The organism is Rhodococcus pseudokoreensis, assembly GCF_017068395.1.
GTDB classification, from domain to species: Bacteria; Actinomycetota; Actinomycetes; order Mycobacteriales; family Mycobacteriaceae; genus Rhodococcus_F; species Rhodococcus_F pseudokoreensis.
The window spans coordinates 3,307,339-3,333,007 of sequence record NZ_CP070619.1 but is presented as its reverse complement, the minus strand read 5'-3'; the positions used below and the strand labels follow the sequence as shown (position 1 = coordinate 3,333,007).

Genomic DNA, 25,669 nt, shown 5'->3' with positions numbered 1-25,669 from the left:
TTTCGTGGCAACGCCGCCCGCATGGGGACGTCTAGGCCTTGTGTCTCAGTTCGATGGGAGCCTCGGCAGGCCTACTCGGGGCCGCGTGTCCCTGCACTGCTTTCGCGCTCTCGAAGGGACGACCGGCTCCCTTCTGGTGGACGGTGCGCCATAGCCTCGATCAACCAATACACTCGAACGTTCGATAAGTTATCCGACTCGCGTCTGCTCCGTCAAGACTGGGCCTGCTCAATCGAGTCGGTTCGATTTCGAGGCCGGCCTGGAGTGCTCGCAAATGAAACGAGAGCGGCCACGAAAACCTTCGGGATGTGCGTTGTTCTCGCTCAGCCGATCTCGGTGCGTAGCGATGGCGCGTTGTTGCGGTACCCACCGCCTGTGAAGGTCGGAGTTCGTTTGGTGCGGAACGCGTCGAATGCCTCGGCCGAGTCCTCGCCCTGCAGATTGGTACTCTGCGAGCGGAGTTCGCTTTCCAGCGCCTGTTCGAAAGTCGCCGAGTAACCTTCGTTGAGCAGACGCTTCGTCTGCTGCAACGCGACCGGCGGTGCAGCAGCGAGGCGAGCCGCCAACTCGGCCACCGCCTCGTCCAGCTCCGCCGCCGGCACCACGTTCGCGTACAAGCCCAGTTCTCGAGCGCGCTCAGCGGAAATCATGTCACCTAGGAAGCAGAGTTCCTTTGCTCGGTGTAACCCGATGAGCCGCGGAAGGATCCACGAGCCACCTGAATCGACCGACAAGGCTCGATGCGTAAAGATTTGCGACAAACGAGCCCGATTCGAGGCGATCACCAGATCGCACCCCAACGCGAGATTGGCGCCGGCTCCGACTGCGACCCCGTCGAGACGAGCGATGGTCGGAACCCGAAGGTTGTGCAGCGCGAGAACGGCCCGGTTGGTCACCTGAAGACGGCGCATCGGATGCGCTTCGACAGCACTACCCACCACATCCATGCCGGAACAGAAATTCTCACCGGCACCGGTGAGGACCAGCGCGCGGATCTCACTGCTGTCGGCGACCTCTTCGAGCAGGCCACGGAAGGCTTGCCACATCGGCAGTGTCATGGCATTGAGGCGAGCAGGCTGGTCCAGCGTGATGGTGGCAACGGCATCATCGACCTGAAGGGTGACCTGCGGCATTGCGGAATCCTTTCGTGGCGAAGCGCCAAGTCTCATGCGCGCGATCTCGGGTGCGTAGGAATGGCTTTGACCGTCGCGCGAAAGGTCACATGGTCGTCTCCGACCACTCGGGGCGCATATCGTATGCTAATCGAACGATCGTACAGCATGCGCTCGCGCCTGTCTGCACGGAGTCCGGATCCTCGATGCTGTCAGTTCTATGCGGTTTGGACGTAGTCGATGGCGTGCCATCCCAGCGACTCCAGTCGGCGCGTCCACGTTAGGCTCGGTGGATCGCCTGGGCGGCACGTGAACTCCTGGTAGGTCAGTGAGCTGATGCTTACTGACCTACCAGGAGTCGCTCACCCAATTTCCGACGCCACCTGCCATGTTCTCCGGGACGTGCCCTTGCCGGCGCAAACAATTACAGTAGCGCCGTCAACGAGCAGAATGAGGGCGCGAGCGACCGCCGTTCTCACGTCGGGATGCGACTGCGGATCAATGGTGTGGGGCACGACGTAAATGTTCGACTTGGCGTCGTGTCACTCAGCGTGAATCTTCCGGCCTCCAGCGGCATCACGCGACAACTTGCCATCGCCGGCGAAACGCGAGGAGGAGCGCGGCGGCGACGAGTACTCCTGCTCCGAGGTAGATCACGCCGGCATTAGTGTTGCCGGTGCTCTTGGTGAAGAGTCCGAAAATGTACGGCGAGAGGAGGCCGCTGAGTTGGCCGATCGTGGTAACGCTGGCTATCAGTGTCGCGGCGCGGGGTCCGTTGAAGATTTTCTGCGGGATCGCCCAGAAGGACGGGGCGAATGCGTAGATGGCGGCTGTAGCCAAAATCAACAGCAAGAATGCCAGAGAGTAGCTATGAGCCGCAGCCAATGGCAGAAGCAGTAGTGATGACGCGGCAACGATCTGGCAGAAAGTGGTGTGGAAGAGTCGTTCTCCCGTGCGGTCAGAATGCCATCCATTTACATACATCATCACGGCCCCACACGCTGCGGGTACGAAAACGAGAAGGCCAAGTGTCGTCGCGGAGACATTGCCCGCCAGTCCCTTCATGATCTGAGGCGTCCAGTACACCAGACCGTAAGTCGCACTGGCAGTAAGGAACTGGACCAGGCCGAGCAATAGGACGGTGCGATTGCGCAGCGCTGCGACGATCGGGTTTCCCTTGTGTGCCGATGTCGTGGGGTCGGCTTCGACTGCCGCGACCAGCCAGGAGCGCTGCTCGTCGGTCAACCAAGGCATCTCGCTCGGCCTGTCGGTCAGCCACTTGTAGGTGACGATGCCCAGTAGCAGGGGGGGAATACCGGTCAGGATGAAGATCCAGCGCCAGCTGGAGATGCCGAACCAATCGGCATGGTCGAGGATGACGCCGGAGATGGGCCCGGTGAGGGCACCTGCGATCGGGGCACCGAGGAGGATGAGTGCAGTCGCCTTCGCCCGGTGTCGCATTGGGTAGAGCTTCATCGTGAAGAGGTAGATGCCAGCCGCGAGGCCGGCTTCTGCTACACCCAGCAGAACCCGTGCCACGATGAGCTGGGTGTGATTCTGAACGAAGCCGGTCAGGATCGTGACTATTCCCCAGGAGACACCGATTCGGGTCATCCAGATTCGGGCGCCGAACTTGTCGAGCAATACGCTGCTGGGTATCTCGAGCAGGATGTATCCGACAAAGAAGGCGCTGGCGGCCAGACCGAAGATGGCTGGGTCGATCGACAGTTCCGTGCCCATGTGCAGCTGTGCAAAGCCTAGCGAGGCGCGGTCGACGAAAGCGAAGAAGTACAACAAGAACATGATCGGGAGGACGCGAATCGACACCGCACGGATTGTCGACTTCTCGAGTGCCTCGGATCTCACTTCTGGATCGGTGTAACTCTTGGAGTCGGGTGTCACGCTGCTCATGGCGCACCTTCCTAAGGGGGTCATGGGTGGGGCGAAGGGGGTTATGGACTCGAACTTCGGCAAGATCTGGATAAGTGCTGTTGCTCGTGTCAGCGATGGCTCGATTCGAGCCTGCGCGCCGTCAACGGTTACGGTGAAGTAGGGGGTGATTGGGCTGGAGGAACGTGCAGTTCCTTGCCACCGACGGGTATGGCGGCCATCGCCTGACTCGAAGTAATCAGCTCGACCTGAAGCCGTAAGATTCAGCGGTGCGGTGAGAGCCTGTGATGTGGATTCTTGTAGAACAACTCGATTCGGTTCGACCCATTCCGAGCCGCTCGGCTGCCGTCGACGAGCTAGCGTCGGCGACGACCGGTATCACGACGGGCTGTTCAGCGACCGAACAGCGCCGAGGTGTGGCCCTGATCGGCGACGACACTGGTGGCATGAATGGCTCGGGCGTCGTCGGAAGACAGGAAGACGATGACGCGAGCCATATCTTCGGCATCCAGGAAGAAGTCGCCATAGGGCCCGCTGCTCGTCTCTTCGAGATGCGCTAGTGCGGCTGCCGTTTCCGCATTTTCCGGGAAAGCGAGGGCGGCGGTCATCGGTGTTCTCGTTGCGCCTGGCGCGAACGCGACAACGCGAATGCCGCTGCGGCGCAGTTCAGGTGCTAATGATGCGGTGAAGTGGGCGAGCCCAGCCTTGGTCGCCGCATAGACGGGGGAGTCCGGCTCGGCGAGCACCGCCTGAGTGGAGGTCACGTTGACGAGGACTCCGCCGGTCGGCCGCATCGCGGCAGCTGCTGCGAAACTGACGGTGAACGCTCCGACGAGGTTCACCGCAACCAACCTGTCGATAACCGCTGCATCGGGCGCGAACACGGGCGTCGGGGCATAAGTGCCCGCCGAATTGACGACGACATCGAGGCGCCCATACTGCGCGATGATTCCATCGAACAGGGAGGCGACACTCGCGCGGTCCGTGATGTCGCAGGTGATTGCCTCTGCCCGGCCACCGCCCTTCTCGATCTTCTCGATCAGGTCCTGCATCTCCGAGGCAGGGAGAGGGGCAGCCACTACAATCGTGGCCCCGGCCGCCGCGAGCTGCCTGGCGGTGGCGGCACCGATACCGCTCGAGCCCCCTACTATGAGGGCGATCTTGCCGTCGAACGTCATGCCCGCTACTCCCTAGTTGTCGTCGTGTCGAGATGGGTTGAGGGTGAGGAATTTTCAGAACTCGCTGGGAGGCATCGAGACCGTGATCTCTTGGAGGGCGCCGCCGAGCAGGACCTGGCAGCCGAGCCGAGATCGAGGGCAGCGCGAGTCGAGGCTGTCGAGCATGTCCTCCTCATCTTCCGACGACGGCGGGAGCGCGTCGGAATCGGCGTCGTCTACCCATACATGGCAGGACGCGCACGAGAGGCATCCGCCGCAGGTCCCGAGCTCATCGTCGATCTCGGCGTCCCGAAGGACCTCCATCAACGAGTCTCCCTCGCGGCACTCGAGCCGCAAGACGTTGCCCTCTCGGGTTGTGACGTTTACGACGGGGGACATGGACGCTCCTATGGTCAAGAAATTGTGTGTTTCGCCGAGTCACGCGGCGCTGAAGGGGGCACGACCGCCGCCCTTGGCGAAAGTCTGCAGGGTGAACTCGGGGTTCTCGGCGTCTGCCGGGGTCGGGCGCAGGGGGCTTGCGAGGATCTTGCGAGCGGCCATGTGGTCTGCCGGGCGGTTGACGGATTCGACGCACACCACGCGATCCCCATCGAACCGTAGCACCGAGAATCGTCCGGAGTCGATGTCGCCGTGGATGATTCGTTGGTCATCCGGCGTAGGCAGGCCCGCCATCTGGACCTTACGATCGAACTGGTGCGACCAGAACCAGGGGACACTGTCGTATCGATCACCTGGAGTGCCATTGATCCCGGCTGCAACGAACTTCGCCTGGTCCACTGCGTTCTGGACCGACTCAAGTCGGACGAGTCGATCCTCCGCGTGCACGGCCGGGAACACGGCACAGTCGCCGAGCGCGGTGATGGATGGATCCGAGGTCCGGAGCTGTTCGTCGACGACGATGCCGTTGTCGATTGTCAAGCCGGCTCTCGCAGCGAGTTCTACGTTTGGGACCACGCCGATGCCGATGACCACGATGTCAGCTCGAACACGGGTCCCGTCGTCGAGTTCGACCTCGGTGACCGATCCGTTTCGGCCGTGGAGGGCACTGACGGTTCGGCCCAGCAGCAAACGTGTGCCACGTTCGGTGTGGATGCTCGCGAGGTGGGCGGACATCTCTGGCGACAGCGCCCGCGCCAATGGCCGATCGAGGCCCTCGACGATGGTGACCGAGCGGCCTGCCGCTCGCTCGACCGCGGCGAACTCGAGGCCGATGAACCCGCCACCGATGACCACGACGTGTGCGCTCTCGGCGCGGAGCTCGCGGAGTGTGTCCGCATCATCGATGCCACGTAGGTAACCGACCCCTTGGAGGTCGGACCCGGGTACCGGCAGGGCTCGCGGCCGGGCGCCGGTGGCGAACACCAGGTTCGAGTAGGGAAGGCGGGTCCCGGATTCGAGGAGTACACGCTGCGTTGATCTGTCCACGTCAACGGCGCGATCATTGCGGTGCAAGCGGATTCGCTTGTCAGCGAAGAAGGACTCGTCCGCGAGCCGGAGCTTTTCGGTCGTCGTCGAACCGCGCAGATAGTCCTTGGACAGAGGGGGACGTTGGTACGGCAGGTGCGTCTCGTCGCCGACGAGGTCGATGGTCCCGGTGAATCCGCCCGATCGAAGTGAGTGTGCGGCTTGGAAGCCGCCCTGCCCCGCGCCGATGACCACGACGGCGTCGTCGTTGCTCATGTTTCTTTCCATGCACTTTCACAGTCGTTCTTGTCGAACATTCGAGGGGAACTGCTGAGAGCCGTGAGGCCGCTCGGCGAGTGAGATGTGGTTGGCTTGCAGTCGAGTCGGCTTCGATTGCTGGGCCGCATGTGGATCATTCCTTGGTAGGCCAGCGCACGGCCAATTCGCTGACGCCATGCATCTGGCTCGCACGAAGGGCGATCGGGGTGTCAGGGTCGATCTCGAAGTCCGGGATCCGCGTCAGCCATTCCTGTAGGAAGATCTTGACCTCCAGGCGGGTGAGGGCGGCACCCGGGCAGGCGTGCGGGCCGGCCCCGAACGAGAGGTTGAGCTTTGCCGGCCGTTCGAAGTCGATCTCCTCCGGGTGGGGGAAGAGTGTTTCGTCGAAGTTGTAGAGGCCGGCGTTCACGGCGATCAGCTCGCCCGCCTTCAGTTGGACTCCGTGGAACTCGCGGTCCTCGCTGACGGTACGAAACATGTTGTTGAGGAAGTAGCGACGGCCGTACTCGGTGATGACGCGGTCGAGCGAGTCGAGATTGTTTCGTACGTACTCGCGCTTGTCAGGGTTCTGTGCGAGGTGGATCACGATGAAACTCAGGTGCATGGCGACGGTGTCGATCCCGCCCATGGTGAGCATCTGAGCGAGATTGTAGATCTCCTGACGAGTCAGTGGGCGATCACCAACCTGTCCTTGGGTGATGTTGGTAAGCCCGTCATTGCGCGGGTTCTCGATCCGATCGTCGACCTGAGCGTGTACGTATGCTGCGATCTTTCCGCCGACGCCGATCTTTTCTTCGACGTTGTTGGTGCGCACGTACGCGTCCAGCCAGTTGTTAATCATGACGCCGTCCTCCGCAGGGAGGCCCATGATGTTCAGGAAGACGGTGAGCGGGAACTTCAATGCGAAGTCGCTGATGAAGTCGCAGCGGCCCCCGTCCTGCAGGCCCTCGATCAGGTCGACCGCCAGCGTGCGAGCGGGCGGTTCGATCTCACGGAGGGCCTTGTTCGACAGCAGCCCGAGAATCGCTTTTCGGTAGGCGGTGTGATCTGGGGCGTCAGACTCGAGGGGGAGGAAACGATCGCCCACGTGCTTCGGGGCGGTGACGTCCTGACTAGACCATTCCTTGCTGTTTCGATAGATGTCGGCGATGTCTTCGGGGCGCGTGGCCACCCAGTGGCCGCCATTGTGGGGGGAGTACAGCAGGGGGCCCTTGTCTACTGCTCCGAAGTTTCGCTTCCAAGACAGCTGGGGGTCATTACTACCGCCCTCGAGGTTGTACAGATCGAGGTCGACGACGAGGTCGCGCGGTACATGCGCGGGGATGGTATCGAAGGCGTTCATGTCCTCATCCTGGTGTGGCGTGGGTAACAGGGACGGTTAGCATTGAATCATCTTTCGAACGTTCGATCTAGAAGGTGGAGGAGAAAAGTTATGGAGACTCGGCTGGGATGCCCATGTGGAGAGACGATCGTGGGGGAGGATTCCGACGATCTCGTACGGCGCGCGCTGGACCACCTCGGTCAACAGCACCCGGGCCGCAGCTACGACCATGAAGAAATTCTGCTCATGGCGAAGTGGCAGCGCGAGAATGCGGACTACCTGTGAGAACCGCTGGAGGTCGATCGGCGGGTATCTGCGTGTTCAGCTGGGCGCGGATCCATTGCGCCCGCTTGGTCGACAGAGCGAAGGTTCGATCACTAGCATGTATGTTTTTATCGAACGTTCAGTTACACAGTTCCGGTCCCAGGGTGCTGGCAGGCCGAAAGTTGAGGGAGCCGAGATGACGCAACGAAACCACTCCACGGTCGCAGATACACCGCCTCGGGTCCGGGGTGATGGTGGGGCGGTGATCACCGAGGTAGCGAAGACAGCGTTCGCGGAGCTCGGTTACCACGGGCTGTCGATCCGTGACATCGCCAAGCGTACGGATATGAGCCTCTCGGCGCTGTACTACTACTACGCGAACAAGCACGACTTGTTGAAGTCGATCCTCAGCGAAGGGATCGACGACTATCGGCGGATCCTCGATCGACGCCTCAGCGGAGCCGCGGAGGGGCCCGTCGCACAGTTCGACGCACTCACTTCGGGACTGATCGAGTACCGGGCAACGCACCAGATCGAGAGCAGGCTGATGCTCACCGAGCTGCGGTACCTCGAGCCGTCGGCGCAGGAGGAGCTGACGAAGCCGCAGCGGGACGCCACGATCAAGATGGCATCGGTGATCGAAGCAGGTCGGGAGATGGGTGTGTTCGACACGCCCTATCCGGACGAAGCCAGGCGAGCGGTGTGGGCGATGTGCAACTCCATCGCGCAGTGGTACGACCCCCAGGGGGAGCTGTCGCTGGATGAGGTTGTGAAGCGGTGCTTGCACTGCGCGCACAGCCTCGTGGGGTACCACGGAGGCGGCAACGTGGTCGCATCCGCAGGCTGATTCGAGCCGGGCGTCCGGGCGGCCTGGACGCTAGTTCTCCGTCGTCGCCGGGCTCTGATTGCGATGGATCTTGACCAATCGCCCGGCGATGTTTATGTTTAACGAACGTTCGAGACACAAGCGGTCTTGCGGCGGAGGTCTCGAACACCCACATCGAAGTGGAGGAGAAAGCATGTCATCGGTCGAGAACTACTTCGATCGTCACGAGTTCGTCCAGATGACGCGCGCGGAGAACGGCGTCCTGGAGGTAGTCCTGCACACGGAGGGCGGATCGCTGCGATGGGGCACAGCGGCGCACCGTTGCCTGACGCGCGCGTTCCGGGACATCGCACTCGATCGGGGCAATTCAGTCGTGCTCCTGACCGGGGCCGGCGACGAATTCCTGGGCCCACGAGCCAGCGAGGCCGGCGGGCAGACCGCCACACCCGACCGCAACGCGACCTACTGGGAGCGTGAAGCGTTCAGTGACGGTCGCGAGATGGTGAATGCCATCCTCGACATCCCGGTGCCGGTGATCTGTGCGGTCAACGGACCAGTTCGACGACACTGCGAGACTGCACTCCTGTCCGACGTGATCGTCGCGTCGGAGACGGCGTCCTTCGAGGACTCCGCGCATTTCCACCTGCAGAACCTCGTGCCGGGCGACGGCATCCATGTTGTCGCCACGATGCTCATGGGAGCGAACCGGGCCCGCGCGTTCATGTACACCGGTAATGCCATCGATGCCGCAGAGGCATTGCGGCTGGGCCTGGTGGCCGAAGTTCTCCCGCAGCGAGATGTCTTGCCAAGGGCCAGAGAGATTGCAGATCAGATCGCGGCGAAACCGGATATCGCCCGGCGTTTCACGCGCGCATTGCTGATTCAGCCGATTCGTAAGCAGATGGTCGATCTACTCGGCATGGGCTTCGCCTACGAGGGCCTTGCGGCCATGGGGCGCAACGACTCTCCGGAGTGAGCGGACTCATCGCGCCAGGAAGGTGCCAACCGGTCGCGGACTTCCTGTCGCAACCTCAATGCGTGACCGACCTCGAGAAATTGTGAAAGAAAGGCTTTGGAATGCGCGATGCTGTGATTGTCGACGCTATACGGACTCCGGTGGGCAAGCGGAACGGCGCACTGCGGGAGTGGCACCCGGTCGACCTTTCGGCGCACGTCCTGAAGGCGCTGGTTGACAGGAACTCGCTGGATCCGGTCCTGATCGAGGACGTTATCTGGGGCTGCGTGACGACGGCCGGTGAGCAATCGGGCAATGTTGGTCGGTTCGCGGCTCTGGCCGCCGGATGGCCCGAGAGCATCCCGGGCACGATTGTGGATCGGGCGTGCGGGTCGTCGCAGCAGGCGCTCGACTTCGCTGCTGCGGGCGTCATCGCCGGTACCTACGACCTTGTCGTCGCAGGCGGTGTCGAGTCGATGACCCGAGTTCCGATGGGATCCAACAAGAACAACGGTCCCGGCGAGCCCTATGGCCCGACGATCACCGCGCGGTACGGTCAGTCGCGATTCAACCAGGGCGTCGGTGCGGAAATGATGGCCGAGAAGTGGAAATTGTCTCGCGCAGCGCTCGACGAGTTCGCGCTCGAGTCGCATGTACGGGCCGCCGCCGCGACCGAGAGTGGAGCGTTCGCCGGCCAGATCGCTCCTCTCGAAGGACTCGACGCAGACGGCAAGACGTTCAAGATGTTCCACGACCAGGGCATCCGCGCGGGCTCTTCGCTCGAAGCCCTCGGGCGTCTGAAGCCGGCCTTCGCCGAGGACGGCGTCATCACGGCGGGCAATTCGTCCCAGATCTCCGACGGAGCCGCGGCCCTGCTGATCACCACCTCCGAAAAGGCGGCCCAGCTGGGTCTGCGTCCGATCGCCCGTTACCACGCAGGAGCGCTCGCCGCCGTCAATCCGATCCTGATGCTGTCCGCACCGATTCCCGCCACCGAGAAGGTGCTGCGCAAGACAGGCCTCGGCGTGCACGACATCGACGCGTTCGAGGTGAATGAGGCGTTCGCCAGCGTCCCCGCAGCGTGGCTCAACGAGACGGGTGCAGATCCAGCGCGCGTCAACCCGCTCGGCGGTGCGATCGCTCTGGGGCATCCGCTTGGTGGCTCCGGCGCCCGGCTGATGACCACCCTGGTGCACCACCTCCGGGACAACGGGCTCCGGTACGGGCTGCAGACCATGTGCGAGGCGGGCGGAATGGCGAACGCAACCATCGTCGAGAACCTGGTATTGGCGTAAACTGCTTGCGCGCCGCTCGTTGATGGAGTGACCGGCTGGGCGTCCCGCGCATACTTCGCGCACCTCAACGGTCACCGGCAAGCACACAAATTCTATCGATCGTTCGAGAATCTGGGTTTCTCGTCTTGGCGAGGTGCACCAGTGGATCAGGAAGTTGGATAACCATGACGCCTCAACGAGATTTCTCCCTCGAAGGCAAAGTCGCGCTGGTCACCGGTGGTAGTCGGGGTCTGGGTCGCGAGATCGTGTTGGGATTCGCCCATGCCGGGGCCGACGTCGTAATCGCCAGCAGGAACCTCGACTCCTGCGAGAAGATCGCGGCCGAGGTGCGCGAGCGGACTGGGCGTCGCGCGCTCGCGCTGCAGTGCCACGTCGGGGACTGGGACAGCCTCCCGGGGGCGCTGGCGAAGACCCTCGATGAGTTCGGCCGGCTGGACATCTTGGTGAACAATGCCGGTCTCTCACCCTTGTACGACTCCCTCGAGTCTGTCACTGAAGCACTCTTCGACAAGGTCATCGACGTAAATCTGAAGGGAGCGTTCCGGCTTTCGGCGATCGTTGGCGCTCACATGCGAGACGGCGACGGTGGCTCGATCATCAATGTGAGCTCTGTAGCGGCCGAACGACCGACGCCGGTGGAGCTTCCCTACGCGGCAGCGAAGGCAGGGCTCAACATCATTACGAAGGGCTTCGCACAGGCATATGGGCCGAAAGTGCGCGTCAACGCGATCATGGCCGGGCCGTTTCTCACCGATGTGAGCCGGCACTGGAACATGGAGAAGGCGGCGAAGAACCTTGAGCGTTACCCGCTCAGGCGTGCTGGTTCCCCGGAAGAGATCGTCGGTGCCGCTCTCTTCTTGGCAAGCCCCATGTCGTCGTACACGACGGGGACGATCCTGGCCGTTGACGGCGGCCGCACCTCTATCGGCTGAATTTCCCTTTCGACAACGTCCTGAATGGAAGGCACGAGCGTGAGTTGGCAGTTCGACACAGATCCCGAGTTCCAGAAGACACTCGACTGGATCGACGATTTCGTCACCAGTGAGATCGAACCGGTGGACCGGGTAATCACTCATGCCTGGGACATGTCGGATCCTCTTCGGCAGAAGTTGATTCCGCCCCTGCAGCAGATCGTCAAGGAGCGAGGCCTCTGGGCGACGCACCTGACGCCCGAACTGGGCGGCGCCGGATTCGGGCAGATGCAGTTGAGCCTGATCAATGAGATTCTGGGCCGCACGCACAGTGGACCGATCGTGTTCGGGACGCAGGCACCGGACTCCGGCAACTCGGAGATCCTGGCCCACTTCGGTACGCCGGAGCTGAAAAAGCGCTATCTCGAACCGCTCATCGCAAACGAGATCGTGTCGTGCTTCACGATGACCGAACCCCAGGGCGGTTCTAATCCGACCGAGTTCACCACCACCGCGAAACTGGTCGGCGACGAATGGGTCATCAACGGCGAGAAGTGGTTCGCCTCGAACCAGCGCTTCGCCGACTTCTTCATCATCATGGCTGTGACAGACCCGGACGCGGCACCGCACCGGCGGCTGTCGATGTTCGTTGTCCCGAAGGACGCCCCGGGCATCACGATCGTCCGAAACACCGGTGTGTGGGGCCACGACTACGCCGAAGGCACCCATGCCTATGCGCGGTGGGAGGACGTGCGCGTCCCGAGCGACCACATCCTCGGTGGAGTGGGCGACGGCTTCCATGTCGCCCAGACCAGGCTTGGCGGCGGGCGTGTGCACCATGCGATGCGCACTGTCGGCAAGGCGACCAAAGCCCTGGAGATGTCGCTCGAGCGCGCCGCCTCACGGCAGACGCGCGGCGGCCGGCTCGGAGACCAGCAATTCGTCCAGGGCATGCTCGCCGACTCGTGGATCGAACTCGAGCAGTTCCGACTGCTGGTGCTGCGGACGGCTTGGCGCATCGACAAGGAGAACGACTACAAGAAGGTCATCAAGGACATCGCCGCCGTCAAGATCGCGCTGCCGAAGGTCTTACACGACATCACCTCCCGCGCGATTCAGATCCATGGATCACTCGGGGTGTCGAAGGAGCTCGTACTCGGCAAATGGCTCATGGAGAGCTACCACCACGCGTTGGCCGATGGCGCCACCGAGGTCCACAAGGTTGGTCTGGCGCGACAGTTGATGCGCAACGTCGAGCCCTGGAACGAGCAGTTCCCGTCCTACCACCTTCCGCGTCTGCGGGAGGAAGCCGAGGCCAAGTTTGCTCGCGAGCTCTCGGAAGTTCGGGCGGCAACTTCGCTGGAACAGGAGTGACGGTGCACCCGTCGGGGTCGAAGGTCGACTGGTCGGCCCTCACACCATGGCTGGACGCGCACAGCGTCGGCCACGGGCCCATCGAGGACGTGCGGACACTCGGGGGAGGGACTCAGAACCTTCTCGTGCGGTTCCAGAGGTCGAACACCTCGTACGTCCTTCGATGCCCGGCTCCAGGGGCCGGGCCACGCGCCAGCGCGGCCATGCGACGGGAGGCGGCGCTGTTGTCCGCGCTTCGTGACACACAGGTGCCTCATGCCGAGCTCGTTGCCAGCTGCGACACCGAGGAGGTGCTCGGCCGCGCGTTCTACATCGCTCTCGCGGTGGACGGCTTCAGCCCCCGATTCGAGGTCTCCGACGCGCTGGCTGCCGATCCGGAGGAGCAACGAAAGTTGGGCCTGGCGATGGTCGACGCGCTGATCACGCTACGCGACGTCGACCCAGTCGCCTGCGGGCTCGTCCGGAAAGGCCGAATCCCGACCGGAGTCCCAGGACAGCTCGGGCGCCTGAGGGCCGTGTTCGCCGACTACGGGTTGGTCGAGGGCTGGTCGCCAGCCGAGCTCGACGGGATAGAGGCGATCGCCGACCGTCTGGAGCAGACGATGCCCGAGGACCAGGAATTCCTGCTGACGCATGGAGATTTCCATATGGGCAACCTGATCTTCAACGAACGGGACCACGGTGTCGAGGCCATCATCGACTGGGAACTCGCAAGGGTGGGCGATCCTCTGCTGGACCTCGGCCACATGCTGTGCTCCTGGCCGATCCCCCCCGATCCGAGGTTCGACGGGACGGCCCGCCCCATGCCCGGGCTGCCTACCCGTGCGGAGATCATTACCCACTACCGGGACCGCACGTTCGCCGACGAGGGCAGGATCGAGTGGTACCACGCATACGCCTCCTATCGCCTGGCGGTGCTTCTCGAGGGCTCCCACGTCCGGGCGATGCAGGGGCGGGGCGACATCGAAGTAGGCCGGAGCCTGCACCGCAAGGCGCAGGCGTTGGTGGAACAGGGGCACGCGATCACCGCGGAGTTGAGCAAACGACGCTGATCCGCCAGGACACGATCAAAGGACGCAATCATGACAACGTCTCATCCTCCCGACCTACTGCCATACCTGGTGGAGGGGGCGCTCGGATTCTGGGAGATCGCCGAGAAACTGCCCGACAGGGGTGCAATCGTCTCCGCCGACGGCACGACGTTGTCGTTCGGCGCGTTGCGACGCTGGTCGGACTCCATTGCCAATGAGCTGATCCGCCTGGGATACGGGCCTGGGGACACTGTCGCAAGCATGTTCCCGAATGTCCCGGCTTCGCTCGCCGTGCAGCTGGCTACGTCGCAGCTCGGCATCGTGTTGACTCCGATCAACTGGCACCAGACTGCCGGCGAGGTGGAATACATCCTGCGGGACAGTGGCGCGACCGCGCTGTTCACCGACGCCGAACTCGCCGACCTGGTACTTGACGTCGGCAAGCGGGTCCCGATGGACCCGGAGCGGCTCTTCGCGACCGGCACGGGCTTGACAGGATTCCGAAGCCTGACCGACCTCCCCGACAGCCGACCGGTCGATGCGCACCGTCGGGTGATGGGCCAGTCGATGTACTACACATCCGGCACCACCGGCAGGCCCAAAGGCGTGGTGCGACCGACGTCGTCGAGGACACCCGAAGAGGTCCTCGCAGTGAGGCATCCACTGACGGCGCGCAGGATGGGTTGGCCCGCCGCGCCTGGTGTCCACCTGGTGACGGCGCCGCTCTACCACTCCGGACCGAACAATTACGCGTACAGCGCACTTCAGCGCGGATACCAGGTCGTGCTGGTGGGGAAGTGGGATGCCGAGGAGTGCCTCCGCACCATCGAGGCACATCATGTCACCTCTTCGTTCATGGTGCCCACCATGTTTCACCGACTGCTTGCTTTGCCCGAGGACATTCGCAGCCGGTACGACACCTCCTCGCTGAACTTTGTCGTGCACGCTGCGGCCCCGTGCCCGCCGCACGAGAAGCGGGCGATGCTCGACTGGTGGGGCCCGGTGGTTTACGAGTTCTATTCGTCGACCGAGGGCGGCGGTACCTCCGTTGGGCCACAGGACTGGATCGCCCATCCCGGCACCGTGGGCAGGGCGTGGGAAGGCGTCGACGTGAAGGTCTTCGACGACGCCGGGAACGAGCTGCCGCCCGGTGAGGTCGGCATGGTCTTCTTCAGGAACCCTGAGCGGTTCATGTACCACAACGCGCCGGAGAAGACCGCCGAGGCCCAACAAGGCGAGTTCTTCACCGCGGGGGATATGGGTCGCCTCGACGAGGACGGCTGGCTCTTCCTTGCCGACCGACGGTCCGACTTGATCATCTCGGGTGGGGTCAACATCTATCCAGCCGAGATCGAGGCGGTGCTGCTGGAGCATCCCGCGGTGTCCGACGCGGCTGTCGTTGGACTGCCCGACGAGGTGTGGGGAAGCCGAGTTCACGCCGTGATCTCGCCCGCCGAGGGCGTCGTCCCGGGGCCACAACTCCAGTCCGATCTGGAAGCGCATTGGGTGGACAGACTCGCGTCGTTCAAGCGGCCCAGGTCCATTGAGTTCCGGGCTTTGAGCCGGACTGACACAGGCAAGCTCAACCGGTCCGCGCTGCGCGCATCGGTCCTGGCAGAGCGGGCCGACTAGCGCCGCCGGGCCGAGCCTGAAGCCATTGCCAACAACGCATCAACCGATACCTGATTCCGGAGAGGAACCCACATGGTCAGTCCGCAGGCCAAGGCCATCAACGAAAGACTTTCCGCCTACCGCACCACGCTCGTCGAGCGTGGGTGGGTTCCCACGCTCGAGGACCTGCGGAAGCGGTCCTTGTCCAATGCCCGACTCGCCACCGAGCCCACCGGTATCCGGACAACCGAGGTGACCGCAGGAATCGCCCCTGCGCTCCTGCACGAGCCCGAGGGGGGTGGCAGTGGCTGGGTCTACCTGCATTGCCACGGAGGCGGACTGGTGACAGGCACCTCCGCAGGCTGGTCGCGCTTGCTGGGGCACCTGGCCCTCCGGTCCGGCTGGCCGGTGCTGAACCTCGACTACCGCCTCGCGCCCGAAAACCCTCATCCTGCTGGACTCGAGGATGCTATGGCTGCGTTCCGCTGGCTCGAGGCGCAGGGCTACCCGGCCGATCAGATCGTCGTGGGCGGCGACAGCGCCGGTTCCTCGCTCGCGCTCGGTACGGTTCAGAGGCTCCGCGACAAGGGCATCTGCGGCGGCGGCTGCGTCCTGCTCTCACCGTGCGTCGATTTCACGCTCACCAACCCCTCGATCAAAGCAAGGGCGGAGGCAGATATTTCGTCCACACCCGAAATGCTGGATCTGACGCGCAATCTCTACGTCGGCGACCGCGACGCCTTCGACCCGCAAATTTCGCCGGGATTGGCCGCAATGGACGGCCTCCCGCCGCTCCACATCGAGGTCAGCCAGCAAGACATTCTGTTCGACGATGCCACCAATCTCGCGGAACGTGCTTCCAAGTCGGGCGTTGACGTCGATCTGAAGGTATGGGACGAGGTGCCACACGTGCACCAGCTCTATGCCGGCAACATGCCGGAGGCCGACGAGTCGATCGGACTCGTCGCAGAGTGGTTGGGCAGCAGGAAAGCGGCGAAGGAGGCCTCGAGGATGTCGGCACCATGACCGCGAATGGTCCTGTCGAGCGCACCTCGCGGATCGCGGAGCGTTGCGCTCCGACAGTCTTTGCCACCGTAACGAGCCACCCATTCCAGCCCGGCCCTGCCGCATCATTCAGTGATCACCCATATGCCCGAGAAAGGCCGACCATGACCGTTGACAACCTGAGTGCACTCACAGCACCACAGATTCTGTCCCACCACGCTTCGCGCCGCGCTGATCATGTCTTCTGCGACTTCTCGGGCGACCAGTGGACTTACGGCATGCTGGATGGCGCCGTGACCCGGGCGGCGAACGGCTTCAAGTCTCTCGGCGTCGAGCGCGGGCAGCGTGTTGCCTACATGCTCGCCAACCACGTGGACACCATGGTCGTCTGGCTGGGCCTGATGCGGCTCGGCGCGATCGTTGTACCCATCAACACCGCGTACAAGGGGGAGTTTCTCCGCCATCAAATCGCTGACAGCCAGGCGTCGATCGTGGTCGCCGAGTCCGGGTACATTGATCGGCTCGTCGCTGTTGCGGAGGGGGCACCGCTCGTCCACACCGTGATCGTGCGTGGCGAGCAGGTAGGGGCGGGTCGCTTGAAGGTGTTCGGCCTCGATGAGGTCAAGTCCGGTAGCACCGATCCGGTGGATGACTCGGACATCACCCCGGCGACGTCCGCAATGCTGATGTATACGTCCGGTACGACGGGTCCATCCAAAGGCTGCACCGTAAGCCATGGCTATGTCACGACGTGCGGCACGTCGATGGTTGGCTGCTATGGGCTGCGCGAGGATGACATCCTCTGGATTTCGGCGCCCATGTACCACTTCGGATGTCTCGCATCCGCCGTAATGCCAACACTGATCACCGGATCGACTGTGGCGATCGCACCCAAGTTCTCGTTGAGCGATTTCTGGCCCGCGATCGAGCGGAGCCGGGCGACGATCGCGATGTTGATCAGCACCATGGTGACTCTGGTTGCGCACGCGCCGGACAGCGAGGCCTCGATTCGGTGCAAGGGGCAGCTGCGGTTGATCAATGGTGCCCCGCTGGGGGAGGAGGAGCAGCAACTGTTCAAGGAGCGGTTCGGTGTGCAGCACGCGGGGCCCGCGGGCTATGGAATCACTGAAGCATCCATCGTGACGCAGAACAAGATCTCCGAGCCGTCGCCGGCGGGTTCCTCCGGGAAGCGCTTCGAAGTCTTCGACGTCAAGATCGTCGACGACGACAACAACGAGTGCCCGCCGGGCGTGCCCGGCCTGATCTTCGTGAAGCCGTCTGTACCCCACGCGATGATGGACGGCTACTGGAACAACCCGGAAGCCACCGCCCGCGTGTTCCGGGACGGCTGGTTCAACACCGGCGACATCGGGAAGTTGGACGAGGACGGCTACTTCTACTTCCTCGATCGAGCCAAGGATTACCTGCGGAAGGGCGGCGAGAACATCTCGAGCTTCGAGATGGAGAGTGCGTTCCTCCAGCATCCGGCTGTCCGCGACGTCGCAGTGCACGCGGTGATCTCGGAGCTGTCCGAGGACGAGATCAAGGCAACCATTGTTCTGAATGACGATGCTTCCGTGACGGAGTACGAATTCTGTCGGTGGTCGATGGACCACGTTCCGGCATATGCGGTGCCGCGCTTCATCGAGTTCCGCGGCGAGTTGCCGAAGAACATGGTTGGCCGAGTCCTGAAGTTCGAGCTGCGCGACGAGGGGCGAACGCCGGCGACCTGGGATCGTGAAGAGACCGACCTCGCGGTGCAGCGCCGCTCGGCGCCGGTGAAGAGGGGATAGATCATGGTTGTTCAGGATCAGCTCACCTTTGCCGGTCAAGACGTCACGCTGGCTGCAGAACGTTGGACCCCGTCGACCGACGATCGCCGCCTAGGTACTGTGCTGCTCCTCCACGGGGGCGGGCAAACCCGCAATTCGTGGAAGCGCACGGCCGAGCGGCTCGCCGAGCATGGCTGGACCGCTATTGCGCTGGACGCGCGAGGCCACGGCGACAGCTCGTGGGCATCCGATGCGGACTACACCCCGGACGCAATGATTGCCGACTTACGTGCGGTCGTCGCCGCCCTCGGCGAACGCCCCGTGCTCGTCGGCGCCTCTCTGGGAGGCATTACATCACTCCTGGCGCAAGGGGAAGATCCCGCTCTGGCGTCCGGGCTCGTGCTGGTCGACGTCACACCTCGTATCCAGGCCGAGGGGCGCGACGAAGTCGCCGCATTCATGCGTTCGGGCAGCGAGGGGTTCGGATCCTTGGAAGAGGCGGCGGAAGCCGTGACTGCCTTCAACCCGAGCCGAAAGCGCCCGCCACGGCCTGAGGGCATGCGCAAGAACCTGCGACTGCGCGACGGGCGTTGGTACTGGCATTGGGATCCAAAGTTCCTCGACACCCGGCTCGATGACCTGACGCCGGAGGTGATCGACGCCCGGACCCGTCGGGCAATGGACGCTGGCGCCAACCTCAAGGTCCCGACTATGCTCGTGCGCGCCAGTAACTCGCAGATCGTCAGCCCTGAAAGCGCACAGGAACTGCTCGCCGTGATCCCACACGGTAGGTTGGTCAACATCGACGGGGCGAGTCACATGGTGGCCGGCGACGACAACGACCTGTTCGCACGAGAGCTTCTGGGATTTCTCGGAGAATGCGCCCGAGTCGGCGGGTGATCCCGCCGTCGTCGATTGCAGAGCCGGGATAGGCGCGGCAGCGCGACCAATCATGGTTGTCCCACTATCCCACGCCCACTAACCACGCCTACTGTCAATTAGTCTGGGCAAGAACGGAAGTCGAATTCGTAGTCGACGCAGTCCTGCTTTGAAGGCGACTCGAACTACGAGGACTCTGTGGACTTCAGACCCTTGGCCATGTGGACAGCGGAGTTCTGGTGCCTGTGCATCACTCAGGCCGTCGTACGTGACGAAGTCACGGAAAATTCAGCCCACATAAGGAACCTCAATCGAATGCTGAACGGACCCTTTCCGATCTACGCCGAAGATCTCGAGGTCGGAACCCGGATTCATCTCGGAACGTATGAGGTCTCCGAGGAAGAAGTGCTCGAGTTCGGGCGACGTTGGGACGACCTTCCCATCCACACCTGTCCGTCCAAGGCGGCCTCCAGCCAGTTCGGCGGGCTTATTGCCAGCGGTGTCCACACGATGGCCATGAATCAGAGCCTCATGTCTCGCAAGTTCATCTCCCATCTCGCCATCGTTGCCGGCAAAGGGATTCGTGAGATGAGGCTGGATCACCCGGTCAGGCCGGGCGACACACTCAGTTGCGATGTCACCATCGTGTCCATCGATCTCCGTGACGGACGAGCGGACCTGACCACCCGAGCGTCCATGGTCAATCAGGACGGACAGCAGGTTCTGGATCTGACCGGCGTGACGGTAATTCGACGACGCCCGCCGGGCTGACGGGAAGATGGGAGCGCGTTGCCGAATCGGGAGAATGCGCGGAGCGCCAGTCACTCTCGTCCTGACGTCAAATTCCTGGTGCCACGCCACACGAATTACACCATCGCTGTGGCTGAGGCATTCCTCCACTGCCTAACTGCGACGTGTTTGAGCGAGTCGAAGGACATCGACAATGTCGTCCGCTCCACCGACGGCTCGGGGATTCGTGCGGCTGGGTCGATCTTCGAACGCAGACTCAGCGATTGCCCGGTGCTGCCCAGGTGCCACCCCGACCTCCCCGAGCGATGAGGGGAGTCCGAGCTCGAGGATGAGTTCCCTGAGGGAGTGATCCACCGGATAACCAGGTCGCCCTAATGCTCGGGCGACGTCATTCAGGCCGTCGACACCCATTTCGGCATTCCATTCCTGCACGGCCGCCATTACAGCGCAGGAGGAATAGCCGTGCGGGACATCGAACAGGCCGCCCAGTGAATGACCGATTGCATGACTCAGGCCGAACGGCACTCCGTTCAGCAAGGGGGTGATTACCTGCCAGGCTCCGAGTTGGGACAACTCTCGCCCGGCGGTGTCGCGCGTGTCCGCTGCGACGGCTCGTAGCCCGTCGGTCAAAGCCGCGAGCCCGGCGACACCAGAAGTGCGCCAATAGTTATTGGTCCAAGGCGAGACCAAGCCCTCGACGGCGTGGTCGACCGCTCGCATTCCGGTCGAGTGCCAGGCCCAATCAGGCGTGAAGGCCGCGAGGTACGGATCCTGGATCACCGCCCAGGGCGCGCTCAGCTCGTGGCCGATGCCGCGCTTGCCGACATCAGGCCATGTCACACCGTGACGATGGTTGTACTCGCCGCCGGACAAGGTAGTCGGCACGCAGATGACGGGCAGCTCGGGCGCGGTCTCCGCGGATCGCTGGACAGTGGTTCCGTCCCACTGGTAAGCGGCGCGGAATCCTTCTGCATCGTCATCCGATGTCACACCGTATTTGAGGCACAATGGCAACACTTTCCCGGCTTCGCCGATCGATCCTCCACCCACCGCGACGACGATGTCGGCTTGCGAGAATCGTAGTGCTGCCACGGCTTTCACTAGATCTGAGAAAGGTACGTGGGGTCGAATTCGCGAGTACTCCACGACGAGCCGGCTACCGAGAGAGCGGCGGATCGGCGCCATCGCGTCGTCAATCCCGCTCAACGTAGCGCTTGCGAGAAGAAATACCCGCTTTGCGCCGAGCTCGTCCAATAGGCCGGGGAGGACGTCGGACGTTGCCGCGCCGACATTGACAACCCTTGTCGTCCAGGAGCGGACTTGGAAAGGGGCCTCGGACACTAGTCAGCTTCCTTCCGCCCGCGGCGATAGAAGCCATACCGAGTTCCACCATCCCGAAAGCGATTCCCGTGGTAGTCCATCGCAGGCGGCGCACACCTGAAATCTATTGCATGCACTGATTCTTGCTCCTCTGGAGGAAGTCCGTCGCGAAAGCGATACTTCGAGCATCACTGGCGAAGCTGTAGGGGTCATCACCGAAGAGTGACGCCCTGTTCGAACGTACGATAAACGTACCGGCGGTCCAGGATTGCTGTCAATGCGGTTGCGATCTCCATCCTCTATCCCCGCAAGGGGAATCTGCGAATCACCAAGAGCTGCTTGACAAGTTGAGTGACATAGGCCACCGTGTCGAACGATCGATAAATTCCTTCGACTATTGCATTCCAGACTCGAGATGAGGGAGTAAAGATGCGCACCACGCGTGCGGGTTTCACGGCCCTGGCGTTGGCTACGGCGATGGCGATGACTGGATGTGCCGAGATCTCGGGCGGGTCGAGCGGCGCCGGCGGGGACGGTGTCGAGTTCGGAGCTACCAAGGAGGAGTACCAAGCTGCGTTCGAGGGGGTAGGGCCGATCACGCTCACAGCCCAAACTCTTGCGCCGAAAGGTTCGGTGAGTGGTAAGCCGACCGAGGACTACCTGGCGGCCGTTACCGAGTGGTCCGGGGGCAAGATCATCTTCGATATCTCCTATTCCAACGCAATCGCGCCACCCAACGAGACCGCCGAGGCCTTCGTGGACGGGCGCCTGGACGTCGCAAACGTGATCCCGGTCTACAAGCCTGCCGAGTACCCTGCCTACAACGCGGTGATTAACTCGGCGGGAGCCGTGGCAAGTCCCGGCCTGGCTGTGGGCAATCTGCAGGCGAACTCTGCGCCGATCGAACTCGCATTCTCGACACCCGAGATAGAGGCCGAGTTCCGCAACGCCGGCGTCGTGCCACTGGCCCCATACTTCGTTACCGGGCCACCAGCAATGGTCTGCAAGGACAAGAGGGTGAGCCTGAACGATGTGAAAGGAGCACAGATCTCCGTGAGTTCGGCGGCCCAGCGCGAGCAGGTCGAGCGACTTGGAGCTACCGCGGTGTCCCTCAGTTTCGCGGAAGTCTTCGAGGGGCTCCAACGCGGGGTCATCGACTGCACGGTCACTTCTTTGACAGCCATCCAGACCGGCGGACTGCTTCAGGTGGCGAAGTACATCGTCCTCGACGAGCAGGTCGGATTCTCCCCAGCATCAGCGGCGTTCGGCTTCAGCGTGAGCCGGTGGGACTCGCTCCCGCTCGTCGCCAGGCAGCTGCTGCGGGATCGCGTGGATGTCTTTCTCGAGTCCAGTATCGAGAACATGAACTGGCCGGACGCCAGCAATTTGGTCGGCGAAATCGAGAAGTTCGGGGGCACCGTCGCCTCCTGGTCCGACGACGCTCGAGACAAGCTCGCCGGGATCAAGGCGGATCAGCTGGATGCGCTGAGTGAGAACACAGCATTGGCCGACCCTCGGGCCGCGATTGAGGGTGCACGGAAGATGTCCGAGGCCTGGCTAGCCAGGTCGGCCGAGCTTACCGGCGCCGAGGACGTTGCCTTGACGGATTTCAAGGAGTGGTTCGCCCGCAGAGAGTTCGAAATCCGGCCTTGGGTCGATGCTGTCATGGAAGACATCTATCTTCCACACCGTCCACATTGACCCCGCGGGGGAGCGATCCACCACCATGGACCGCTCCCTCGAACCCTCCCGAAGGATCCTCATGACTCGAATTTCCACGTCGAGGCTCATCCAGCTGCTGATCGAAGTACCGGCAGTAGCCGTGACTTTTACGATGATGCTCCATATTTCGGCGAATGCGTTGCTCCGCACCTTCTTCAACGACTCCCTCCCGAACACTCTCGAGATCGTCCAGTACTGGTACATGCCGATCTTGGTGTTCCTCGGCTTCGTTGCAGCCCAACACCGCGGGCAGCACATTGCGGCCGACCTACTTTTCGAGAAGTTGCCCCATCAAGCTAAGCGTTTTGTCGCAGCGGCCACTTTCGCCCTCTGTGCGGTCGTCGCTTTCGGATTCGCGCGCTACGGATGGCATGAGGCGATGAAGGCGATGGAAATCCGCCGCCCGGCAGGCGTGACGATGGTTCCGTCATGGCCTACGTATTTTCTTCCGACCCTGGCCTTCTCGATCATGACCGTCCAGTTCGCATGGGCGTCGATCTCTGCGCTGGTCAGGCTCGAGTCCATTGCGCCGGCAACGGACAGTCCCGATGCCGTCCTCAGCGAGCTCGATGTCAACCACAACTTCGATAGGACTAATTGACACATGGCGACTGAACAGCTCAGTGACGTGGATGTAGCGGACGTTCGAGAGTCTCCGACGGACAGCAACACCCGCGGGTCCTGGATTCTGTTTGCAATCTGCGGCGCAGTCATCGCCTCCTGCGTTGTGGCGCTGTTCCTACCGCTCGAGCCCGCGGCAGTGGGGGGCTTCGCGAGCCTGCTGATGCTGGCGCTCATTTTCCTTCGAGTGCCGGTTGCGTTTGCGATGATTGCTCCCTCACTACTCGGCATGTACGCGCTGCGAGGAACTCCGCTCGTTGAAGGAACGCTCACGACGCTGCCTTACACCCAAGCGGCGAGCTGGACGCTGAGCGCCATTCCTATGTTCATCCTCATGGGACTGCTCATGTGGAAGGCCGGGTTGACCGAAAGTCTCTACATTGCGGCGCGGCGTTGGCTCGGATGGGTTCCCGGTGGACTCGCAGTGGGGACCAATGTCGCCGGCGCCGGTCTGGCGGCAGTAAGCGGCTCCTCGGCGGGAACTACCTATGCCTTGGCGCGGATCGGAATTCCGGAAATGCTCAAAGCCGGTTACGATAAGCGTCTCGCGATCGGCTCGGTCATCGTGGCCGGCCTTCCAGGTCAACTCATTCCCCCAAGCATCATGCTGGTCATCTTTGCCGGTATCGCGGAAGTGCCCGTCGGTCCTCAACTCCTCGCGGGAGTCATTCCAGGAGTCATGGTCGCCGTTCTTTTCACGATCATGATCGTGGTTTTCGCCCGGAAGTGGGCCCCGAAGGACGAGAACACCGAAGTGATCAGCCTGAGAGAACGTCTGGTGAGCCTCGCGAGGGTCTGGCCTGTCCCGCTCATCATCGCGACCATTGCGCTCGGAATTTTCAGCGGTACGTTCACCGCGACCGAGGCGGGAGCCGTTTCGGCGCTGCTCGCAGTCATCGTCGCTCTATGGTTGAAGCGCCGCGATGCACCCTGGAAGGCCGTCGGATCGGCTTCTTCGATCGCCGTCAGCAGCGTTGGTGCAATCTTCCTCATGCTGGTCGGAGTCGAGGCGCTTGCTCGTATGTACTCGTTGACCGGCATCAGCACTGGATTCGCTGAGTGGGTCGAGTCCATGGATCTCAACAGGGTGACTTTCCTCCTCGCAATGACGGTGGTCTACGTCCTGCTGGGAACTTTCATGGAACCGCTACCGATGATGGTGCTGACGATTCCGGTGCTGATGCCGACGCTGGTGACACTCGACATCGATCTCCTCTGGTATGGGGTTTTCGCTGTCTTCATGGGCGAACTGGCGGTCGTGACACCGCCTGTCGGAATTCTGTCTTTCATTATCTACTCGATCACCAAGGAGCCTGAGGTAAATCAGGGCGTAAACATCCGACTGACGGACGTGTTCAACTCGACCTGGTACTTCATGCCGATGGCCCTCGTGGTGACGCTTCTCCTGATCTTCTTCCCGGAAATCGCCACCTATCTCCCGGCGGCCGCATCGGGAGGTCAGTAGCCGGAGCTCAAGCGGCTGAGTATCGCCCGAAATGAATCTCTCGTCAGCCTCGCCGACAACGAGTGGCACTTGATCGATGGCCGAGCGGGAATGCCAAGTGCCGCAGAATCGGCGGGCGGGCGTCCCAATCGGCGTCGATCTACGGAGACCCCTGCAAGATGCGGAGCAGTAGTTCCCTTATTGGGATCCCCAAACCTCGACGGAATAGGCCGGATCCAGCAGTTTGCACACGAGGTCGCGAATTGCACAGAGACAGACCGAGGGCCCGGGAATTACCTGCCCGAGCCCTCGGTTGCTCCCACGGTCGTGGCTGCCAGATCCGGTTCGAACCGGTAGGGCCGCTTGACGCGGCGACGCTCCGATTCGGTGAGCCCTCCCCATACGCCGTATCGCTCGGCGGCCAACAGGGCGTGCATTCGGCATTGCATCCTTACGACGCAGGGGCCGCAGATTTGTTTCGCGGCACGCTCCCGGCGTAGCCGGGTGCCCATTTCCTCGTTGTCGGGCGGGTAGAAGGTGTCGGCTCCTATGTTCTTGCAGCGTGCGAACTGCTGCCATTCGAGGTCTGTCACCGCGTGACGTCCTGGCCGCCGCGAAGTGTGTGCTCAGTGGCCGCCATCTACTTCTCCTCTCCTGTTCGCTGATACATGTTGGGTGCTCCCCGCACACAGACAGACCGAGGGT

The 25,669-nt window shown here is 62.7% G+C and carries 23 protein-coding genes; 15 read left to right on the top strand and 8 right to left on the bottom strand.

Annotated features, from left to right (window positions below):
- Positions 1-323: 323 nt before the first annotated feature.
- The 6 genes from JWS13_RS20310 to JWS13_RS20285 form a co-directional block, all read right to left on the bottom strand.
- Entirely contained in the window at positions 324-1,133 is an 810-nt protein-coding gene (locus JWS13_RS20310) for an enoyl-CoA hydratase/isomerase family protein (protein WP_206007227.1), read from the bottom strand.
- 555 nt (positions 1,134-1,688) lie between these two features.
- Complete coding sequence (locus JWS13_RS20305; protein WP_206007226.1) at positions 1,689-3,023, bottom strand: MFS transporter; 1,335 nt, start codon at positions 3,021-3,023, stop codon at positions 1,689-1,691.
- Between the two features lie 371 nt (positions 3,024-3,394).
- Entirely contained in the window at positions 3,395-4,180 is a 786-nt protein-coding gene (locus tag JWS13_RS20300; RefSeq protein WP_206007225.1) for an SDR family NAD(P)-dependent oxidoreductase, read from the bottom strand.
- 54 nt (positions 4,181-4,234) lie between these two features.
- Positions 4,235-4,558 carry a 2Fe-2S iron-sulfur cluster-binding family protein gene (locus tag JWS13_RS20295; protein WP_206007224.1) on the bottom strand — a complete coding sequence of 108 codons (324 nt, stop codon included), beginning with the start codon at positions 4,556-4,558 and terminating at the stop codon, positions 4,235-4,237.
- 39 nt (positions 4,559-4,597) lie between these two features.
- Entirely contained in the window at positions 4,598-5,860 is a 1,263-nt protein-coding gene (locus tag JWS13_RS20290; RefSeq protein ID WP_206007223.1) for an NAD(P)/FAD-dependent oxidoreductase, read from the bottom strand.
- A gap of 136 nt (positions 5,861-5,996) precedes the next feature.
- Entirely contained in the window at positions 5,997-7,034 is a 1,038-nt protein-coding gene (locus JWS13_RS20285; RefSeq protein WP_206007222.1) for a cytochrome P450, read from the bottom strand.
- Positions 7,035-7,334: 300 nt separating this feature from the next.
- On the opposite strand from JWS13_RS20285, the gene JWS13_RS20280 reads away from it, so the two are divergent.
- From JWS13_RS20280 to JWS13_RS20225, 12 genes are all read left to right on the top strand, one after another.
- On the top strand, positions 7,335-7,469 hold the full coding sequence (locus JWS13_RS20280; protein WP_420855015.1) for a DUF1059 domain-containing protein: 135 nt from the start codon (positions 7,335-7,337) through the stop codon (positions 7,467-7,469).
- Positions 7,470-7,710: 241 nt separating this feature from the next.
- The gene (locus JWS13_RS20275) at positions 7,711-8,295 is read left to right on the top strand and encodes a TetR/AcrR family transcriptional regulator (RefSeq protein ID WP_206007220.1); all 585 of its coding nucleotides are present in this window, start codon (positions 7,711-7,713) and stop codon (positions 8,293-8,295) included.
- A gap of 172 nt (positions 8,296-8,467) precedes the next feature.
- Positions 8,468-9,250: an enoyl-CoA hydratase/isomerase family protein gene (locus JWS13_RS20270; RefSeq protein WP_206007219.1), complete on the top strand. Its 783-nt coding sequence runs from the start codon at positions 8,468-8,470 to the stop codon at positions 9,248-9,250.
- A gap of 101 nt (positions 9,251-9,351) precedes the next feature.
- The gene (locus JWS13_RS20265) at positions 9,352-10,524 is read left to right on the top strand and encodes a thiolase family protein (RefSeq protein WP_206007218.1); all 1,173 of its coding nucleotides are present in this window, start codon (positions 9,352-9,354) and stop codon (positions 10,522-10,524) included.
- Between the two features lie 164 nt (positions 10,525-10,688).
- Positions 10,689-11,456 (top strand): SDR family NAD(P)-dependent oxidoreductase, encoded by a 768-nt coding sequence (locus tag JWS13_RS20260; RefSeq protein ID WP_206007217.1) that lies wholly within the window; start codon positions 10,689-10,691, stop codon positions 11,454-11,456.
- Positions 11,457-11,495: 39 nt separating this feature from the next.
- Positions 11,496-12,809, top strand: a complete 1,314-nt coding sequence (locus JWS13_RS20255; protein ID WP_206007216.1) for an acyl-CoA dehydrogenase family protein — start codon at positions 11,496-11,498, stop codon at positions 12,807-12,809.
- 2 nt (positions 12,810-12,811) lie between these two features.
- Positions 12,812-13,861, top strand: a complete 1,050-nt coding sequence (locus JWS13_RS20250; protein WP_206007215.1) for a phosphotransferase family protein — start codon at positions 12,812-12,814, stop codon at positions 13,859-13,861.
- A 30-nt stretch (positions 13,862-13,891) separates the two neighbouring features.
- Positions 13,892-15,472, top strand: a complete 1,581-nt coding sequence (locus JWS13_RS20245; protein WP_206007214.1) for an AMP-binding protein — start codon at positions 13,892-13,894, stop codon at positions 15,470-15,472.
- Between the two features lie 72 nt (positions 15,473-15,544).
- Positions 15,545-16,477: an alpha/beta hydrolase gene (locus JWS13_RS20240; protein ID WP_206007213.1), complete on the top strand. Its 933-nt coding sequence runs from the start codon at positions 15,545-15,547 to the stop codon at positions 16,475-16,477.
- 143 nt (positions 16,478-16,620) lie between these two features.
- A complete protein-coding gene (locus tag JWS13_RS20235; protein ID WP_206007212.1) occupies positions 16,621-18,249 on the top strand; it encodes an AMP-binding protein in 1,629 nt (542 codons plus the stop codon).
- A 3-nt stretch (positions 18,250-18,252) separates the two neighbouring features.
- Positions 18,253-19,128: an alpha/beta fold hydrolase gene (locus tag JWS13_RS20230; protein WP_206007211.1), complete on the top strand. Its 876-nt coding sequence runs from the start codon at positions 18,253-18,255 to the stop codon at positions 19,126-19,128.
- 294 nt (positions 19,129-19,422) lie between these two features.
- Positions 19,423-19,878: a MaoC/PaaZ C-terminal domain-containing protein gene (locus JWS13_RS20225; protein WP_206007210.1), complete on the top strand. Its 456-nt coding sequence runs from the start codon at positions 19,423-19,425 to the stop codon at positions 19,876-19,878.
- Between the two features lie 132 nt (positions 19,879-20,010).
- Here the strand turns inward: JWS13_RS20225 and JWS13_RS20220 are convergent, their stop codons facing one another.
- Complete coding sequence (locus JWS13_RS20220) at positions 20,011-21,198, bottom strand: iron-containing alcohol dehydrogenase (RefSeq protein ID WP_206007209.1); 1,188 nt, start codon at positions 21,196-21,198, stop codon at positions 20,011-20,013.
- A gap of 408 nt (positions 21,199-21,606) precedes the next feature.
- Here JWS13_RS20220 and dctP point away from each other — a divergent pair, with 408 nt between their 5' ends.
- The 3 genes from dctP to JWS13_RS20205 all read left to right on the top strand — a co-directional run bounded on the left by dctP (position 21,607) and on the right by JWS13_RS20205 (position 24,985).
- Positions 21,607-22,878, top strand: coding sequence for a TRAP transporter substrate-binding protein DctP (gene dctP, locus JWS13_RS20215; protein ID WP_206007208.1), 1,272 nt, complete (start codon positions 21,607-21,609; stop codon positions 22,876-22,878).
- 61 nt (positions 22,879-22,939) lie between these two features.
- Entirely contained in the window at positions 22,940-23,500 is a 561-nt protein-coding gene (locus tag JWS13_RS20210) for a TRAP transporter small permease (protein WP_206007207.1), read from the top strand.
- A gap of 3 nt (positions 23,501-23,503) precedes the next feature.
- Positions 23,504-24,985, top strand: a complete 1,482-nt coding sequence (locus JWS13_RS20205; RefSeq protein ID WP_206007206.1) for a TRAP transporter large permease — start codon at positions 23,504-23,506, stop codon at positions 24,983-24,985.
- Between the two features lie 272 nt (positions 24,986-25,257).
- On the opposite strand, the gene JWS13_RS20200 is transcribed toward JWS13_RS20205, so the two are convergent.
- On the bottom strand, positions 25,258-25,557 hold the full coding sequence (locus JWS13_RS20200) for a WhiB family transcriptional regulator (RefSeq protein ID WP_206007205.1): 300 nt from the start codon (positions 25,555-25,557) through the stop codon (positions 25,258-25,260).
- Positions 25,558-25,669: the final 112 nt, after the last annotated feature.

What these genes read in the sequence shown, in the direction of transcription:
- dctP (WP_206007208.1), top strand. Translation starts at nt 21,607, where the DNA reads ATGCGCACCACGCGTGCGGGTTTCACGGCCCTGGCGTTGGCTACGGCG.
- JWS13_RS20310 (WP_206007227.1), bottom strand. Translation starts at nt 1,133, where the DNA reads ATGCCGCAGGTCACCCTTCAGGTCGATGATGCCGTTGCCACCATCACG.
- JWS13_RS20245 (WP_206007214.1), top strand. Translation starts at nt 13,892, where the DNA reads ATGACAACGTCTCATCCTCCCGACCTACTGCCATACCTGGTGGAGGGG.
- JWS13_RS20295 (WP_206007224.1), bottom strand. Translation starts at nt 4,558, where the DNA reads ATGTCCCCCGTCGTAAACGTCACAACCCGAGAGGGCAACGTCTTGCGG.
- JWS13_RS20210 (WP_206007207.1), top strand. Translation starts at nt 22,940, where the DNA reads ATGACTCGAATTTCCACGTCGAGGCTCATCCAGCTGCTGATCGAAGTA.
- JWS13_RS20290 (WP_206007223.1), bottom strand. Translation starts at nt 5,860, where the DNA reads ATGAGCAACGACGACGCCGTCGTGGTCATCGGCGCGGGGCAGGGCGGC.
- JWS13_RS20265 (WP_206007218.1), top strand. Translation starts at nt 9,352, where the DNA reads ATGCGCGATGCTGTGATTGTCGACGCTATACGGACTCCGGTGGGCAAG.
- JWS13_RS20205 (WP_206007206.1), top strand. Translation starts at nt 23,504, where the DNA reads ATGGCGACTGAACAGCTCAGTGACGTGGATGTAGCGGACGTTCGAGAG.
- JWS13_RS20270 (WP_206007219.1), top strand. Translation starts at nt 8,468, where the DNA reads ATGTCATCGGTCGAGAACTACTTCGATCGTCACGAGTTCGTCCAGATG.
- JWS13_RS20230 (WP_206007211.1), top strand. Translation starts at nt 18,253, where the DNA reads ATGGTTGTTCAGGATCAGCTCACCTTTGCCGGTCAAGACGTCACGCTG.
- JWS13_RS20305 (WP_206007226.1), bottom strand. Translation starts at nt 3,023, where the DNA reads ATGAGCAGCGTGACACCCGACTCCAAGAGTTACACCGATCCAGAAGTG.
- JWS13_RS20225 (WP_206007210.1), top strand. Translation starts at nt 19,423, where the DNA reads ATGCTGAACGGACCCTTTCCGATCTACGCCGAAGATCTCGAGGTCGGA.
- JWS13_RS20260 (WP_206007217.1), top strand. Translation starts at nt 10,689, where the DNA reads ATGACGCCTCAACGAGATTTCTCCCTCGAAGGCAAAGTCGCGCTGGTC.
- JWS13_RS20235 (WP_206007212.1), top strand. Translation starts at nt 16,621, where the DNA reads ATGACCGTTGACAACCTGAGTGCACTCACAGCACCACAGATTCTGTCC.
- JWS13_RS20240 (WP_206007213.1), top strand. Translation starts at nt 15,545, where the DNA reads ATGGTCAGTCCGCAGGCCAAGGCCATCAACGAAAGACTTTCCGCCTAC.
- JWS13_RS20300 (WP_206007225.1), bottom strand. Translation starts at nt 4,180, where the DNA reads ATGACGTTCGACGGCAAGATCGCCCTCATAGTAGGGGGCTCGAGCGGT.